The following is a 13,969-nucleotide window of genomic DNA, read 5'->3' on the forward strand; positions in this document are numbered from 1 at the left end:
CGAAGATTGTACACGTATTGCGGCTCATCTTCGGATGTCCGCAATACAAAAGCTGCCGTAAGTGTGGACGCGATCCTGTGGGTGCAGTTCGTTTGCCAGGCGATCGTTGTACGACAGGATCTCTTTCAACGTCTTCTTCTTCCCATCGATGCTGACTTCGATCGGATTGATAAACGTCCCGTCCAGTCCGGCACTCCGCCAGAGCACGCGCGCATTTGGTGCGGCGCGGTCGACGATGGCTTGCCATTCGGCCGTCAAAATCTTCTTGGCGGGATCTTTCGACAGCCAGTCCATGTGATCGAGCAGGATGAATCGCGTAATCGGCTCGGATTGCCCTTCGAGGAATCCTTGCATCGTGTTGGTGTGACGCGAGACCTGATTGGCGACACCGTTCTTCAGACGCTCGAAATTGTCCTGCTTCAGATATTCAGGACAGGCTTCGGGCGAGTACTCACCGGTCAGGTAGACGCGCCATGCATAGTTGTCTTTCAATGGAATTTTCGTGAACACTGCTTCGACGCGGTCCATCACGAATTGCAGAATTCCGCCCGGATACCCTTCGTCAATCTGACGCCGCTGAGCTCGTGGAACGCCGAGCAGCGACAGCGTCACGTCGCGGCGCATCGCGAACTTGATCATCGGCTTCCAAAGCTTCTTCGCCAGATCGTACTGCTCAAACAGGCTCTTTTGCTGTTCAACGTTCTCGGCGGCCAGCAACGCGTTCACGGCGTCACGCATTTTGGCGACACGGTCGACGTAATAGTTCACAAACCAGGCGAATGTTCCGCTCGTACAGCGGAAATAGAACGATTTACGCCGGCCTTGCCGAAACAGAATCCCTTTATGATCCCAGAATTTCCGGGCGTCGGACGTCAGGTTTGGACGGAGCAGGGAAGGGTACACCTCGTTCCATTCGGGAAGACTTCCCTTGCCGAACAGCTTCCAGAACGTCGGATAGTCGAGGTGCTTCAGCCCCACTTGCTTCAATTCGAGCAGATGATTCTGCTTCGAGTTCATGTCGACCGCGTGGACGTGCCCTGCACCAGCCAGGGCATAGTCCAAAGCGTTACAGCCCGCCGATGTAATCACGACGACGCGGTCTTGCGGCGTCAGTTCCAGCGCGACGCGGTCGAGCCGTGGGTCTTCCCAACACTGGTTGTAGACAATGTTCCGTCCGTGAACGAGGTTGAACCATGTTTTGCTAAGTCGTTCTACAACCATATTTTATGTCTGTTCTTGTCGAAAATCGGAAGCGGAATGGGACAGGTCGAATTCACCGCGCAGTTGTTCGAAGTTCGCGTCGGAAAACGCTCACTATGTTGGTGTAACGCGAGCCGATTCTCAACCGAGACCCTGACGGTTCTTCCTGACGGCATTCTGGTCAGGGTTTGAGCCAGTATTTCTGTTGTCGGCGTCGTGAAAGCGGAGTTTGGAAGCTGGATGACCGCGTGCGAACCAACGCAAACCGAATCCACTTCATGTCCGTCACTCCGTGAGGTGCGACATGCAGGGGGTGTTCGAGGGGCGATCAGGAATCCGCGGGACGGCTGGATTGTATCGAGATCGAAGCCCGCTCGGGAGTCCTCGCCGGGGTGAAGTCGTTCTGGGGCGGACGAGCAGGTCGCTGACACGCGCCGTCGAGGCGAACTCCATCGGTTGAGAGAATGGACCGAGGGTGCGATTGCGGGGCTTTCGGTGGGCGGGTGTCGCTCTGAATTGAAGGGCAGTAAGTCAGCACCACCAAGCACTTCGTCGAGCGAACATTCAAGGCCGAGCGGGCCGCCCGTTGAACTCGCCGCGCGCGAACCCGTCATGACAAAGTGTCGATGCCACTAGCAGACTTCGACATCGTTTGTGACCGACATGTCTTCGACCGCGCGCTGGACGGCACAAGTCACAAGCTGCTTGTTGTAGTAGCTGGAGGTTTTTCCCGAGACAATCAAACGGCCATCGTTGACTCGAACAGACAACCCGCGAATACGACCACCGGTTTTGATATGGACCGCCTGTTCAACCAACTCGAGCAGGTGGGGCAGTCCGGGCGACGATGGGACGAAGGCAATGCTCATTCTGAGTCCTCCATGAAGTGACAGACATTCAACCTGACCGCAAACCGCACCGCGTTGATGTGGCAAGCACGCACAATCGTTTGCAATGAGGATGTGGCTGGAGATCGAAGTGAGACGAATTCAGCTTCCGTGCCATGTCCATGTGAGTTCAAGAAATGACGTCGAGCCTTCCGTCGGCTCGACCACCTACGAACCGTATCCGTTGAAATTCACACCGTCAAAAGAAATTCGCAGAATCACGACAGAATTTAAGGAGAATTGTCTTTGAATCCGCAAGCCGCAGAACACCTAATCACCCATGCTTGGTATCTCGCCCAGGTTCTCGGAGATGAGTGGCGTTGAAGGTCTCTGACTGCCCCGTCTTCCTGGAGACTTCATCCGGGAATTGTTGTCGCGATATGGATGGGGAGCCCATGCCACCGCCATCTTCACAGCCGGAGCAAGTTGATTGGCTCAGCCAACGTGGTTACGCGCGGCGGAGTGGCGAATGCCCCAACAGGCCGTGCCGGCCGCCGCCGCCGCAAACAGGTACTCGAGCACCGGAATTCTGGCGACCGGTTGAGCTGCCGGGGCGGCGACTGAGCCTGTGCCTGGAGCGAGTGGCGGGGCGGTGATTGCGAGCGGAGCGATCGCGACTTCAGGTTCAGTGGGAGGAACCTGGCGATAGTCGCGAATCGGGATGGACTTCGATTCCACGATCTCTGGGATCGATTCGTCCACCGCGGCAAACAGCTCATCGGGAAAGTCAGGGTTAATCTCAAGTGACCCTGCGACGATTTCGAAGATATTGTAGGTTGGATCATCGGTCGAGATGGGCGACGTTCTGAGTTCGCGGACGCGAGTCGGAATTGCGGTGCACTGGTCACCCATCTGAAAGGTCACATATTTCTCAACAACCGACGAATGCAAGATTTTACGCTGGGGGTCGAGAGACTCGATTTTCATAGGGTACATTCCCAGCGATTCGGCCAGCCAGACATCCAGCCGATACTGGCTTTGGTGGTGGAAGAGGATGATCTGCTGCACGGGAAGGCCGTCCAGATTCTCCCGCCGCACCGTCGAGCACACGTCATTCGATTCGAGCATCCGTTTCCAGGTAAATGGATCCTGCACGATAGGCCATCGTCCGGCCGTGAAATCGTCAAACAGCCACTCGAATTGAGCCAGATGCAGCAGCCCCATCGGCAATGGTGACGGGCCATTTTCTTTCCCGGTATAGGTCCATGAGTCCGCATTGTTGGCGGCCCATTCGTCCCCGCAATGGTCATCAGGAGTCGTCGAAGGTGTTAATCCTCCGTTGCGAACGTAGAGCTTCGGGACACGGGCGCGATACTTCGAATCCTTCATCCAGAATTCCAGTTCTCTCGCGAAGTCGGGGCTGCGAAGTACCATGCGATAGTGCAACGAGTGAATCAACTTGGCGGACTCACTGGCCGCCTGGATGCAGCGTTCAATCTCTTGTTTTCGTAAGAAATCTTGCGCATGCAATTCTGGAGGACTGGACGTCATGGCGATCGCAATGATCCCAAGAAGCGACCGGTACGTTACCCACGCGATCCAGCGTCGATCAACCGACATCGCCAATCTCCTCAACCGACTCTAAGTCAATCGGGCTGATGTAAGACGGAATGACTATTGCGAGGGGTGATTAGACAGAGGTCGTTGAGGAATTTCAAGAGGGGTTTTCAGTTCAGGCGAAGGATTTCAATGAATCCAGGGTTCGCCGAACAACAGACCTCGCGCCGTGGTCAGCGATAGAAATCGACAGTTCGCTGGATGCCATCCACGATTGAGGTGGCGCGCCAGTCAGGCAGCACGTTCGTAATCAGATCCGTGCGTGGCGAATCATTTCGTGGCAGAGTCGGCCCTTCGATTGTGATCGTGCGAGCAGAACCGGGAACCGCAAGATCAATGGCTGTGACCAGTTGCTCAACGGTCGCCGCTTCGCTCGGCAGGTCGACGACGATCGAGCCTGGTGGCGTCTGCAGTGCCGTTTGCACGAATGCATTCGCCACGTCTTCGACATAGTCGTAACCCACCACGCCACGATAATTGATCTGAAAGGGCCGCCCTTCTGCCGCAGCTCGCGCCGCGAGCGATGGTCCGGCCGTCAGGCCCTGATCGCGTTCTGGGCCATAGACCACGTGCGGCCGGATTCCGACCGAAGGCAGGCCGGCATGCATCCAGTATTGCTCCGCAATCAGCTCCATCGCTTTCTTGAATGCGCCATAGAAGCTGGGGGAACGGTTTTCGGGAGCGGCTGTCGCCAGCAACCCGCCCGCGGAATCGGGTTCGGGGCCGAACACCGCCAGTGAACTGGCATAGGAAAGCCCCTGAATCTTCGATCTCACCGCCTGCTCGAACAGCGCCACGCTGCCCAGGACATTGACTTCGCATCCCAGGAAAGGGTCTTGCTGGCATGCGGGCGTCAGCAGCGCGGCCAGATGGATGACATGGCTGATGCGATGACGCTCAAAGACCTCCGCGAGCAGCGCTCGATCCAGCAAACTACCCGAGACAAATGGGACTCGGGTCGCGTTTGAACCCAGCAACCGCTCCCAGCGAGGGCGATTTTCATGGGCATCCAGCGCGACGGCCGCAAGACCTCGTTCCATCAGTGAACGAAGGACCCAGGTTCCAACAAATCCACTACCGCCGGTGACGAGAACGCTGATACTCACGCCAGATCTCTTTCGATGGCGATCGCGGGAAAATCGAGGCGGCGATCGTGTCGGGGAAGGGCAATGACGACGGAATCTCAGATCATATCGAGCTTACGATGCGAACGGACGGGTGGTCGCGAACAGTCCGCGCAGATTCCTTCGACTTCCAGCCGGTGACCCGACATGCGAAACCCATGCTCGGCGGCAATGGTCTCCAGGAATCCCGAAATCATCTCGTTCGGGAATTCGATCATCTCGCCGCATTTCTTGCAGATCAGATGGTCGTGCTGTGGATAGCCATAGTCGTGCTCGTAGACTTCCCGGTCGTTGGCACGAGCCACTTTTCGGATCAGTCCTGCTTCTTGCAGCAGGTTCAGCGTCCGATACACGGTGCTGCGACTGGCAAGCATCGTTCCCTTGTGCCCTGCCAGGCTGTCGATCCATTGATCCGCATCAAAATGTTCATGTGATGCGTAGATTGCCGTGACAACGGCCTCTCGCTCAGGAGTCAGCCGCATTTTCTTCGTCAGTAAGAACTCACGAAATTTGTCGACGGGTGCGACGGTCACGTTCATCGTGGCCAGATCCGACACGAAACACTCTCCTCAGCTTTTGATCAATTGGAACAAACGGGCGATTGAAGACCGCCCCTTGCGACGTTGTGGCGCACGCGACACGCGTGACCACATATCCTACACAGTAAATCTGTGGATGTCCAAAAGTTCAAATTGAAGACAGAATCGAAATCGACCAGCCGTGTGCGAATGTCCGCTACGAATCGGTCATTCGTCGTCGAAATCGATGCCCAGCGAATCGAACATCCGTGACAAGGCCGCTTCGAGCTTCTCGTCGGTATCGTAGGCGCCACTGTCGATGGCCTCTTTAATCTGAGCCAGTCGCTCGGCACGTACTTCTGGAGTTTCACTCAGCCGATCCATCATCTTACCTGCCGACGAAATCTCAAGTTCATCTTTGGGAACCGAGACAATAGGTTCCGAAACAGGCTGCGCGGTCGTCGGAGCCACAGGGCGAGCGGGGGTCGCTCCCGATGCCGATCCAATTCCAGAGACGTCCATGTTACTCTGCCCCTCATTGCTTGGGCGATCAATCCGCTTCCACGATTTGGAAAACGCAGGATTCACGCCAGAGGGATCATAGCTCACACATGCCAGATTGTTCAACCGGGACTGCATTTGACGACTCATAACTTTCCCCTAATCAACAGGTTCGGACAAATTGTCCGGACGAGCGGGCAGTTGGGGGAACGTCGTCTTTCCCGGTGCTCAACATCGAACCTCACGCGGTTGACATCGAAAGCATGGCGATTTTTCAGCAGGGATCCGTCAGATGGATCATCGTTGTCGGCCCGAATTCGTCCGACACCACAGGTATCGGCGTTCCGGCCCTCAACAATTCAATCCACCTGAGAATTCCTCGCCAAATCCAGTTCATGGTTGTCGAAATAAACAAGTGTCCAGTATTGTTGTGTGGTGGAATGATGCAAAACGGAATGACGCCCGCTCGTCGATTCAACTGACGTCACGGCTTGAATTGCAGCGACAGCCGGATGGATTCGGGTGCATCGGAGAAGACTCATGCAGCACTGGACGCGATCCCGATTTCATTTCCGCCAGTGCTGAGCGTCATCGTGCCATGTAAATTCGCGACTGCCGAAGATTCTGCGAAAAGGTGAACGTCCCTGCAGCTTCTCTCGCTGCGTATGATACGATTCGCGGCCCCCGTTTCCGTCGGCCGCCGAGGTTTTCGTCGGGGAGCCAACTAGGAGGATGTCATGACAACCAGCCAATCCCTGCTCGAATTTCGTGACGGAAATATCACGTTCGTGATTTTTGGCGACGAATTGAAGCAATTAGACGAATTGAATGTCGCCGGAGTTGGCGAACGTCTCGTCGAGATTGCCGAACGAGCCGCGCCGCCGCTGATGGTGCTCGACATGAGTGTCACGGAATTCTTTGGATCATCATTTATTGAGGTCCTGTTCCGTGTCTGGAAGAAGCTCGGCACCAAACCCTCGCCCAAATTGGTTCTGGCCGGCGTCCAAACATACTGCCGGGAAGTGCTGAGCGTGACACACCTCGATTCGCTTTGGCCCGTCTATGAATCGCGCGATGCGGCCGTGGATGCTCTGAATCAGGTCGCTGTCACAGGTTGAACGCGTACCAGACTGAATGCCGCGTCTATTCAGATGGGGCATCGATTGGGGTGGCGAATTTCGTTTGCCAGACGCTGATCGTGGCATTCTGATCGGCGTTGCTCTGTTTGGTGACACGGCGCACGCCAGATTGGCAAACTCGACGTAATCGGATCGTCGACCCTGGCGACACGAAATCGGGACTGCAACATGCTTCCGCAGATTCCTCTCGCAAGATATGTTGTGAAGTGGCCCGTGGTTGCCCGGCGGAAACGTGATGGATGCACTCAGCCACTGCATGACCCGACCGATTGAGCACAGCCCGGCGGCGTGAGCGTCACGTGTCGGATGAGATGACGCCATTGACCGTCCACTTAAGCCACTTCCGCTTGAAAATGTGATGGCGGGTGACGAATTGATATCAAATGCGGGTTGATTTCGAATGATCGTGACGATCGATGGACCAGCGGGAACCGGCAAAAGCACCGTCGCACGAATCCTCGCCGAGCGGCTGGGCTTTGAGTTTCTGAATACCGGCGCCATGTATAGGGCGGTAGCCTACGCCTGCCTGCAACGGCAGGTCGAGCTGGCGAATACGACGGCTGTTGGTGACCTGGCCGGAACGCTTGAGATTCTCTTTTCCAACAATCACCTATTGCTGAACGGACTGGATGTCACCGAGGCGATTCGTGGACAAGAAGTGACGCAGTCCGCGTCAATCGTTGCCGCCAATCCCATCGTCCGCAAACGACTGGTCGAGCTGCAGCGTCAGGTCGGGCAGGGGGGCAACCTTGTCACTGAAGGTCGCGACCAAGGCACGACCGTCTTTCCTGATGCGGAATGCAAGTTTTTTCTGACGGCTTCTCCCGCCGAGCGGGCCTTGCGTCGCCAGCGCGAACTGAACGCCAAGGGAGATGCGATTTCGCTGGATGAATTGCTCCAGCAGCAGGAACTCCGCGACCGCCGTGACGAATCCCGTGCGTGCTCACCCTTGAAGCCCGCGGACGATGCGCTGCAAGTTGACACCACCGAAATGTCGCTCGACCAAGTTGCCGCCCATCTTGAACGTCTGGTGCAACGCGCCAAAGCGGAACTCGATGCCTCATTTCAGCGACGCTGAAGCATGGCGACGTTGTGCTATTCGATTCTGAGCAGATCTTTTCTGGGCAATACCAATCTCCGTTGTCTCAACGTTCTCCTAAACCTTCCTTTTGGATGACCGCACGTCGCAGGTGTTTGCGCGACACCGACCCGTCAACCGCAGTCGATTTCTAGCAAAAATTCGATAACCAAGGTTCATCGTTTGCGAAAGGATCGGGAGTCGAGTAATCGCGACGAGCGGACCAAATCCCACGGCCGTGTACAACCGACGAAAAACTTCCACACCCGTCACCCAGGTTCCATCCGATAACCGGCCCTGAATTTCTGCCATCAGGTCGTCGTACGTCTTGCCGAGTTCTTCCGGGCGGAAATCGGGATTGTCGATGTCGGTGAACTGAATTTTGCCCTTCCGGTCCATTCGGCGTAGCAGATTGACTTCCCGAAGACAGAGCGGACAACCACCATCAAAAAAGACTTCAATTTCACAGGGCACCGTCAGGGCATTGGTCATCGAGAGTTCCTTTTCTCGAATTGTAGTCAACCACCTTCGGCGCGACGAAGAATTGATTTTGCCCTCGTTGCCAAGCTCCCGCTTGGCAACGCTGCCTCGACTCGGAAGTGTCTACGAGGAGCCCTGCCACGTTCCTCGCGATGGGAAACCAGATCGCAAGAGGCGTTACCAAGCGGGAGCTTGGTAACGAGGAAACTTTACAGAAAACACGAGGAAACGAGGAAATGTAAACGGGTGCGCGAACAAATGTCCGCCATCAGTCATTCAACGGCTGTGAGATCCTTAAATACGCGAACAGATTCCTCACCTGCTCGTCGCTCAAATCTTTCAACTGATTCTCGGGCATCAGTGACTTTCGCGACTTGATCAATTCCTCAAGCTCGGCACGCTCCAGCGAAATGGTTTGCCCGTCGGGGCTGCGTAGCGTCACCGTCTGCGGATCGTTCTCTACCAGGAAACCGGTCACGACGCGGCCATCCTTCAAGACCGCAATCTGTGTTTCAAACCCTTCCCGAATCTCGGCACTCGGGTTGACGATGTGAATCAGCATCTGCCGCAAATCATCCCGTTTGTACGTCGTCAGATCGGGGCCAATCTTGCCGCCCGATGCGTGCAACGTATGGCACTTGCCGCACATTTGCAGGTACAGTTTTTTACCGGGATACGGATCGCCTGCTCCGACCAGCACACTTGAATAGTGGTCAATCTGCGTCTGCATCTCGGCGGTTGTCGCTCCCTCAATCTGATTCCAATGCTTCTGGATCAGGCCCGCCAAGTGGTCGTCGCGATGGATTGTCAACCGGCGGACCGTATCCAGAGGGAGTGCCGTTGCGGCAATTTCTCCGCGATCGACCGCTTCGACCAGCGCGATTGCCCAGCTCTTGCGGCTGACCAGCAGTGACTGGGCGACGGTACGGACATCCTCGTTCATGTTCGCGTATTGATTCAGGACCGCCGCGGCGATGTTCGGATCAGGATAGGCCTGTAGCGACGTCAGGATCGCCGCCTTCAGTCCGTCGTCTGCTGTCCTGGAAAAGGTTTCGAGCAGAATTGGAACGGAACGCGGCTGCTTCACCTCACCAAAAATCCCCGCATATTCGGCTCGCTTTCCCGCCGCGGCTTTCTCATCCGCGATGACCATCAGTGCTTCATCAATTGCTGGTCCGTCACCCTGACGAATCTTCAGCGACAACGAACCGCCGCCCGCCGCGCTTAACGCACTCACCAGGTCGGCCGGCACATTGCTCAATGAGCGTCCCTGGTATGCTTCTTCAAATCCCTGCATCAGCGCTTTCGTTGTGTCAGCATTAGGCGACTGCTTCAGCAGTCGGGCGCAGATTGCCAGATCGGCACGCTGCCCGGTCGATGCGAACCGACGCATCAGTCGCGGCAAGATTTCCTTCTGCACTAGCGGCCAGGTCCAAATGGTCCGGTCTTCGAAGAGATGCAGCGCCGGTGAAGCCTCTCCCGGTGCTGTGCTGACCACCGTCGTCGTTCCCGCAATTGGCTTCGTCACAGGCGGATCGACATTCGCTTCCAGCGCCCACCAGATCATCAGCGGTTGTCGCGCCTCGCTGGTATCTTCGTCATGCCGCATCAGATTGCGAAGAATCGGTAACGCTTGTTCCGATGGCAGGCGCTTCGCCGATGCGGCCATCTGATTGCGGACTTCGATATTCGGCTCGGTCACGGCGATTGCTGCCACGCGTGCGGCGATATCGGACGGCAACTGTCGTTCGTCCGCCAGCAAACGAATTGTCCAGAGCCTGACTTGAGCTTCCTGGTGTTCGAGCGCTTTCAGGGCGGTTGCGTCGTTCAGGCCATCCGACAGATTGAGTGCCCACAGCAACTCGAGCGACAGTTGGCCCGATGTTCGAAACAGCTTCGACCGAAGGTCGGGCACGACGGCCGCATCTTTGCGATCGGCAATCAGGCGCCGTGCGGCTTCTCGATGCCAGCGATCGGGACTCTCCAGCACGGTGAGCAGTTCAGAGGTTGTCATCTGATCCAGCGTCTTTGCGACCGACTTGGGTTTCGAGATTTTCTCGGTCGCGGCAGGCTTGCGGCGGATGCGATAAACTCGTCCATGTTCACGGTCGAGACCACCCTGATAGTTCGCCGTATGTGCGAGTTGCCCGTCGTACCAGTCGGCAACGTACAACGCTCCGTCGGGGCCATCCTTCACGTCCACCGGACGGAACCAGCTATCGGACGAATCCATGGCATATCCGATGTCTTTCGTCTTGAACGTCGAACCAACCGCCTCGACATCGCTAATCACCACATGATTCAGAATCGCGGCGGCACCGAACAGCTTGCCTCGATACTTCGCGGGTAGTGCGAAGGGACCGTCCACATTTCCTTCATAAATCACAAATTCATGTGTGAAGCGTGGCACGTTGTGATGTTCCATCGCGGGGAAGTACCCGAACGAGTACGGGTTCGACAGCGGCCCATGCTTCGAAAAGCCTTTTTGCAGGTAGGCGCCCTGCTGGTAGTGAAACCCGCGCGTATTGCCGCCGTTATGTCCCGAGAAGGCACGACCGGCGGAATCGAGTTCCAGGCCAAACGCATTTCCGCCGCCTTCCGAAAAGATCTCGTAACGCTTGGTGGTCGGCTGGTAACGCCACACATTCTGTCCTTGTGAATGCACGGCCGGGGCACCGGTCTTGTCGTCCCGCTTTCGCGGTGGACCGATCGTGACCGCACCCGACACGGTGCTCCCTTGAGCGCCGTACAGCCAGCCATCGGGGCCCCAGCGCAAACTGTTGACGACAGAATGAGAGTCTTCGATTCCGAATCCGGAAAGATGGACTTCCGGGTCGCTATCGGGCACATCGTTTCCATCTCGGTCAGGATAGAACAGCAGGTAGGGTGGATTCAAAACCCAAACTCCCCCGCGCCCCTGGACGAATGCCGTCGCGATGTTCAGGTCATCCAGGAACGTCGTGTGCTTGTCGAAGACACCATCGCCGTCGGTGTCTTCATGGATCGAAATCTTGTCGATTCCTTTGACGCCGTGCGGTGGTGGTTCGGGCACTTTGTCGTAGACGGCTCGCCACCACTGGTCTTTACTCAACATGGTCAGTCCCGCCGGTTCGGGGTACTGCAAGTATTGCATGACCCACAGTCGCCCGCGTTCGTCGAAATTCATGAATAGCGGTTGTGAGACAATCGGCTCGGCCAGCACGAGATCGATCTGCAGGTCTTCTGGGCACTTGATGTGGTCCATGGATTCCCGCGGTGACAGGGCGGTCTGCTGGGCTTCCCGGCGAATTACCGTCGCGAATTTGCTGACCTCCGGCGCTTTCCCCACTTTGGAGAAGGGCGACAGTTTGAGGTCGGTCAGACGTTGCGCCGCGGGTTCGGCCCACGTGAGATCATCGCCCGAACGAAACGCCCATGCCCCTTCGAGTGCGATCGCGTCGCCACCTGCGATCAGTTGCGGTGGCCCGCCGGCAAACCCACTCGCCCCCTCGGGGACCACCTCGCGGATTGCGATGGAATTCCGTTGACCCGGTTTCAGGATCGTGTCCGGGATCACATAGCGATGCTGATTCTCGCCACCACCGACGTACTTGGGCGGCAGTGAACCGCTGACACCGACTTTGGTCCCATTGACGAAGCTCTCACTTGCGCCGAGCAGTTTCTCGACATACAAGAACGCGCCGCGCCCCTTCCACGCCTCGGGCACCTCCACTTCGCAGTAGTACCATCCTGTGGTCGGTTCTTTGCTCGGCTTATCGGTCGGTTTTGTGGTTCCTGGAACGGTCGCCGTTGTCCAGGATTTTGAAACGGCTGGGGCAGGCTCTGCGTTTGAGGTGACCCCTGGCGGGACCGCGACCAAGGGGCGATCTGCCGGAGGAACTTCCAGTCCCGCCGCCCAATGCAATCCGTTCAGCAATAGACGCTGGAACACGGGCTGTTTGAAGTCGTCGGGGTGTCCCATCGAAGAATAGAATGTGCGGCCGCCGTCCTTCCGTTGGAAGGTCCAGGCAAACGGTTCCTGTTGAACGCGGCCTTCGATGCGACCTCGCATTAGTTCCGTTGCGGCAGGGTCGAGAGGAAACGTCTTATACAGCGTTCCACCAGTGGTGAATTCGCCCGAGATCCCCGTCAGGATCGGATGGCCGACACCCGGCAGCGTCCAGACGATTCCTTTTGTCTCACCCGCGGTGTGGCCCTGATAGTTCCCACCGAGCACGTCACGATCGATCTCTGGCCATGCATCAAACCCTTCGGGCGGCTCTGCGTTCCGGAAAGAAAACGCATGGCTTGCCGTGCGGATTCCCACCACCGGCTTTCCATCGGCCACATGCTTCCGGATCAGGTTCAATTGCGATGGCGGCAAGACTCGTCGGCGGGCACTAATCAGCAGCACATCCGCTTCGCGGACGACCTCGATCCCTGGCAGATCGCGCTTCACGTGGTCCTTGTTTGCCGAGTCAAACACGAAGCTGGTCTTGAAAGATGGGCCCAGAAACGCCCGGGCGAATTCGGGTAGCGTCACTTCCGTCTTGTATTCATCTTCTGCCGCGATGATGACGACGTGCGGCCGTTTGTCATCATCGAATTTGAACGGGGTGCCGCCCAGGAAATCGCTGCTGGTCATCGAAGGGCACCAGTATTTTTCAATATGCTCGACGACCAGATCGTTGCCGGTGAAGTGGCTGACGAAAGGATTCATCGCCGGGTTGTACATCGTGTCGGTCATGTCGCGCATCAGGGCGACGTTCATCCCCTGATAGCTCAATTGCCGAATCGCAAAGGGCCGGCCGAGCACGCACATATTGGTGTGTACGCCCATCACGATCACATTCCGAATCCCACGACTTTTCATCAACCGATAGGCTTCGTCCGAATCGGTGATCGCGTCTTGCTCGTGAATTTTCAGAGTCTCGATCTGCCGCGACCAGGCCCGCGTGTTTTTCTTCAGAGTGGTTTCACAATCACACCCGCCATCGGAGTCATCAATTGGCAGGACCGGTTCTTTGTTCGCATCGATCCGACACCACTTTTCCAAGGGGCGTTTAGTCTCGACCGTCGGTGCCGCTTGAGCGAGTTTGCGCTGCGGAGTGTCTTTGTAGAACTCCATCGTGTCGCTGGGGCAATGAATGATGAGGACACCCTTCGACCGAGCCGCCTTTAAGACCTCGTTCATCCGCGGGGCCATTTCCGCGACGCGGGCGGTTGCATTGGGACACCAGTGCTTGTCCCACATGTCGCAAACCACGATGGCGGTCTGGTCTGCCTGCCATGTCGTCTCGGTCGTGATTGCCTGCCAGCGATTGGCTCCGGGTGCCACTTCCGTCCGCGTCCGCAGGTTCAGCGTCAGCGGACTCGCTTCCGCTGCGATCAGTTGCGATATGTCGCCGAGAATCGCGCCCACAGACCCGCAGAGCACCACCACAAAGACACACCAACGCATAGCGATCTCCGACAACGAATGATCTCTCACAAAACCGCGACCGGC

10 protein-coding genes are annotated in these 13,969 nt (G+C 56.9%); 2 read left to right on the top strand and 8 right to left on the bottom strand.

Annotated features, from left to right (window positions below; all coding sequences use genetic code 11):
- Nucleotides 1-24 precede the first annotated feature (24 nt).
- The 6 genes from OSO_RS0133000 to OSO_RS48915 form a co-directional block, all read right to left on the bottom strand.
- Complete coding sequence (locus tag OSO_RS0133000) at nt 25-1,221, bottom strand: BtaA family protein (protein ID WP_010587151.1); 1,197 nt, start codon at nt 1,219-1,221, stop codon at nt 25-27.
- Between the two features lie 611 nt (nt 1,222-1,832).
- Nucleotides 1,833-2,069 (bottom strand): hypothetical protein, encoded by a 237-nt coding sequence (locus OSO_RS0133010; RefSeq protein WP_010587153.1) that lies wholly within the window; start codon nt 2,067-2,069, stop codon nt 1,833-1,835.
- 453 nt (nt 2,070-2,522) lie between these two features.
- A complete protein-coding gene (locus OSO_RS0133020) occupies nt 2,523-3,647 on the bottom strand; it encodes a hypothetical protein (RefSeq protein ID WP_010587154.1) in 1,125 nt (374 codons plus the stop codon).
- Nucleotides 3,648-3,817: 170 nt separating this feature from the next.
- Nucleotides 3,818-4,750 (bottom strand): NAD-dependent epimerase/dehydratase family protein, encoded by a 933-nt coding sequence (locus OSO_RS46070; RefSeq protein ID WP_010587155.1) that lies wholly within the window; start codon nt 4,748-4,750, stop codon nt 3,818-3,820.
- Between the two features lie 77 nt (nt 4,751-4,827).
- Nucleotides 4,828-5,325 (bottom strand): Fur family transcriptional regulator, encoded by a 498-nt coding sequence (locus OSO_RS0133030; protein WP_010587156.1) that lies wholly within the window; start codon nt 5,323-5,325, stop codon nt 4,828-4,830.
- Nucleotides 5,326-5,514: 189 nt separating this feature from the next.
- Nucleotides 5,515-5,925, bottom strand: a complete 411-nt coding sequence (locus OSO_RS48915) for a flagellar biosynthesis anti-sigma factor FlgM (RefSeq protein ID WP_010587157.1) — start codon at nt 5,923-5,925, stop codon at nt 5,515-5,517.
- Between the two features lie 599 nt (nt 5,926-6,524).
- Here OSO_RS48915 and OSO_RS48920 point away from each other — a divergent pair.
- Together OSO_RS48920 and cmk are read left to right on the top strand one after the other, a co-directional pair.
- The gene (locus tag OSO_RS48920; RefSeq protein ID WP_010587159.1) at nt 6,525-6,905 is read left to right on the top strand and encodes an STAS domain-containing protein; all 381 of its coding nucleotides are present in this window, start codon (nt 6,525-6,527) and stop codon (nt 6,903-6,905) included.
- 421 nt (nt 6,906-7,326) lie between these two features.
- Nucleotides 7,327-8,004 (top strand): (d)CMP kinase, encoded by a 678-nt coding sequence (gene cmk, locus OSO_RS0133060; RefSeq protein ID WP_010587160.1) that lies wholly within the window; start codon nt 7,327-7,329, stop codon nt 8,002-8,004.
- 78 nt (nt 8,005-8,082) lie between these two features.
- Here the strand turns inward: cmk and OSO_RS0133065 are convergent, their stop codons facing one another.
- Together OSO_RS0133065 and OSO_RS48925 are read right to left on the bottom strand one after the other, a co-directional pair.
- Nucleotides 8,083-8,496, bottom strand: a complete 414-nt coding sequence (locus OSO_RS0133065; RefSeq protein ID WP_010587161.1) for a thiol-disulfide oxidoreductase DCC family protein — start codon at nt 8,494-8,496, stop codon at nt 8,083-8,085.
- Nucleotides 8,497-8,752: 256 nt separating this feature from the next.
- A complete protein-coding gene (locus OSO_RS48925; protein WP_010587162.1) occupies nt 8,753-13,924 on the bottom strand; it encodes a PVC-type heme-binding CxxCH protein in 5,172 nt (1,723 codons plus the stop codon).
- Between the last annotated feature and the right edge of the window lie 45 nt (nt 13,925-13,969).

It is taken from the genome of Schlesneria paludicola DSM 18645 (assembly GCF_000255655.1).
GTDB lineage: Bacteria > Planctomycetota > Planctomycetia > Planctomycetales > Planctomycetaceae > Schlesneria > Schlesneria paludicola.

Excerpts from the sequence above, each read along its gene's own strand:
- OSO_RS0133020 (WP_010587154.1), bottom strand. The coding sequence starts at position 3,647 with ATGTCGGTTGATCGACGCTGGATCGCGTGGGTAACGTACCGGTCGCTT.
- OSO_RS48915 (WP_010587157.1), bottom strand. The coding sequence starts at position 5,925 with ATGCAGTCCCGGTTGAACAATCTGGCATGTGTGAGCTATGATCCCTCT.
- cmk (WP_010587160.1), top strand. The coding sequence starts at position 7,327 with ATGATCGTGACGATCGATGGACCAGCGGGAACCGGCAAAAGCACCGTC.
- OSO_RS48920 (WP_010587159.1), top strand. The coding sequence starts at position 6,525 with ATGACAACCAGCCAATCCCTGCTCGAATTTCGTGACGGAAATATCACG.
- OSO_RS0133000 (WP_010587151.1), bottom strand. The coding sequence starts at position 1,221 with ATGGTTGTAGAACGACTTAGCAAAACATGGTTCAACCTCGTTCACGGA.
- OSO_RS48925 (WP_010587162.1), bottom strand. The coding sequence starts at position 13,924 with ATGCGTTGGTGTGTCTTTGTGGTGGTGCTCTGCGGGTCTGTGGGCGCG.
- OSO_RS0133010 (WP_010587153.1), bottom strand. The coding sequence starts at position 2,069 with ATGAGCATTGCCTTCGTCCCATCGTCGCCCGGACTGCCCCACCTGCTC.
- OSO_RS0133065 (WP_010587161.1), bottom strand. The coding sequence starts at position 8,496 with ATGACCAATGCCCTGACGGTGCCCTGTGAAATTGAAGTCTTTTTTGAT.